At 51.3% G+C, this 3,100-nt stretch carries 1 rRNA gene; it reads left to right on the top strand.

Annotated features, from left to right (window positions below):
• The first annotated feature begins 120 nt into the window (after positions 1-120).
• Positions 121-3,012: ribosomal RNA gene (locus TU73_RS27805) — 23S ribosomal RNA — on the top strand.
• Positions 3,013-3,100 lie beyond the last annotated feature (88 nt).

The raw sequence follows: 3,100 nt of genomic DNA on the forward strand, positions 1-3,100 counted from the left end.
CGTTACTTTCACTGGTAACGGATCAGGCTAAGGTAAAATTTGTGAGTTCTCTTAATTGAGAAATTCGAATTTTCGGCGAATGTCGTCTTCACAGTATAACCAGATTGCTTGGGGTTATATGGTCAAGTGAAGAAGCGCATACGGTGGATGCCTTGGCAGTCAGAGGCGATGAAAGACGTGGTAGCCTGCGAAAAGCTTCGGGGAGTCGGCAAACAGACTTTGATCCGGAGATGTCTGAATGGGGGAACCCAGCCATCATAAGATGGTTATCTTGTACTGAATACATAGGTGCAAGAGGCGAACCAGGGGAACTGAAACATCTAAGTACCCTGAGGAAAAGAAATCAACCGAGATTCCCTTAGTAGTGGCGAGCGAACGGGGACTAGCCCTTAAGTGGCTTTGAGATTAGCGGAACGCTCTGGAAAGTGCGGCCATAGTGGGTGATAGCCCTGTACGCGAAAATCTCTTAGTCATGAAATCGAGTAGGACGGAGCACGAGAAACTTTGTCTGAATATGGGGGGACCATCCTCCAAGGCTAAATACTACTGACTGACCGATAGTGAACTAGTACCGTGAGGGAAAGGCGAAAAGAACCCCGGAGAGGGGAGTGAAATAGATCCTGAAACCGTATGCGTACAAGCAGTGGGAGCCCACTTTGTTGGGTGACTGCGTACCTTTTGTATAATGGGTCAGCGACTTATTTTCAGTGGCGAGCTTAACCGAATAGGGGAGGCGTAGCGAAAGCGAGTCTTAATAGGGCGTCTAGTCGCTGGGAATAGACCCGAAACCGGGCGATCTATCCATGGGCAGGTTGAAGGTTGGGTAACACTAACTGGAGGACCGAACCGACTACCGTTGAAAAGTTAGCGGATGACCTGTGGATCGGAGTGAAAGGCTAATCAAGCTCGGAGATAGCTGGTTCTCCTCGAAAGCTATTTAGGTAGCGCCTCATGTATCACTGTAGGGGGTAGAGCACTGTTTCGGCTAGGGGGTCATCCCGACTTACCAAACCGATGCAAACTCCGAATACCTACAAGTGCCGAGCATGGGAGACACACGGCGGGTGCTAACGTCCGTCGTGAAAAGGGAAACAACCCAGACCGTCAGCTAAGGTCCCAAAGTTATGGTTAAGTGGGAAACGATGTGGGAAGGCTTAGACAGCTAGGAGGTTGGCTTAGAAGCAGCCACCCTTTAAAGAAAGCGTAATAGCTCACTAGTCGAGTCGGCCTGCGCGGAAGATGTAACGGGGCTCAAACCATACACCGAAGCTACGGGTATCACGTAAGTGATGCGGTAGAGGAGCGTTCTGTAAGCCTGTGAAGGTGAGTTGAGAAGCTTGCTGGAGGTATCAGAAGTGCGAATGCTGACATGAGTAACGACAATGGGTGTGAAAAACACCCACGCCGAAAGACCAAGGTTTCCTGCGCAACGTTAATCGACGCAGGGTTAGTCGGTCCCTAAGGCGAGGCTGAAAAGCGTAGTCGATGGAAAACAGGTTAATATTCCTGTACTTCTGGTTATTGCGATGGAGGGACGGAGAAGGCTAGGCCAGCTTGGCGTTGGTTGTCCAAGTTTAAGGTGGTAGGCTGGAATCTTAGGTAAATCCGGGATTCTAAGGCCGAGAGCTGATGACGAGTCATCTTTTAGATGACGAAGTGGTTGATGCCATGCTTCCAAGAAAAGCTTCTAAGCTTCAGGTAACCAGGAACCGTACCCCAAACCGACACAGGTGGTTGGGTAGAGAATACCAAGGCGCTTGAGAGAACTCGGGTGAAGGAACTAGGCAAAATGGCACCGTAACTTCGGGAGAAGGTGCGCCGGTGAGGGTGAAGGACTTGCTCCGTAAGCTCATGCCGGTCGAAGATACCAGGCCGCTGCGACTGTTTATTAAAAACACAGCACTCTGCAAACACGAAAGTGGACGTATAGGGTGTGACGCCTGCCCGGTGCCGGAAGGTTAATTGATGGGGTTAGCTAACGCGAAGCTCTTGATCGAAGCCCCGGTAAACGGCGGCCGTAACTATAACGGTCCTAAGGTAGCGAAATTCCTTGTCGGGTAAGTTCCGACCTGCACGAATGGCGTAACGATGGCGGCGCTGTCTCCACCCGAGACTCAGTGAAATTGAAATCGCTGTGAAGATGCAGTGTATCCGCGGCTAGACGGAAAGACCCCGTGAACCTTTACTATAGCTTTGCACTGGACTTTGAATTTGCTTGTGTAGGATAGGTGGGAGGCTTTGAAGCGTGGACGCCAGTCTGCGTGGAGCCAACCTTGAAATACCACCCTGGCAACTTTGAGGTTCTAACTCAGGTCCGTTATCCGGATCGAGGACAGTGTATGGTGGGTAGTTTGACTGGGGCGGTCTCCTCCTAAAGAGTAACGGAGGAGTACGAAGGTGCGCTCAGACCGGTCGGAAATCGGTCGTAGAGTATAAAGGCAAAAGCGCGCTTGACTGCGAGACAGACACGTCGAGCAGGTACGAAAGTAGGTCTTAGTGATCCGGTGGTTCTGTATGGAAGGGCCATCGCTCAACGGATAAAAGGTACTCCGGGGATAACAGGCTGATACCGCCCAAGAGTTCATATCGACGGCGGTGTTTGGCACCTCGATGTCGGCTCATCACATCCTGGGGCTGAAGCCGGTCCCAAGGGTATGGCTGTTCGCCATTTAAAGTGGTACGCGAGCTGGGTTTAGAACGTCGTGAGACAGTTCGGTCCCTATCTGCCGTGGACGTTTGAGATTTGAGAGGGGCTGCTCCTAGTACGAGAGGACCGGAGTGGACGAACCTCTGGTGTTCCGGTTGTCACGCCAGTGGCATTGCCGGGTAGCTATGTTCGGAATAGATAACCGCTGAAAGCATCTAAGCGGGAAACTAGCCTCAAGATGAGATCTCACTGGGACCTTGAGTCCCCTGAAGGGCCGTCGAAGACTACGACGTTGATAGGTTGGGTGTGTAAGCGCTGTGAGGCGTTGAGCTAACCAATACTAATTGCCCGTGAGGCTTGACCATATAACACCCAAGCAATTTGACTACTCTAACGAGCATCAGATTGCGGTGTGTGAAGACGAAAATGAACCGAAAGTTCGACGCTCACAAA

The organism is Pseudomonas libanensis (genome assembly GCF_001439685.1).
Lineage (GTDB): Bacteria > Pseudomonadota > Gammaproteobacteria > Pseudomonadales > Pseudomonadaceae > Aquipseudomonas > Aquipseudomonas libanensis.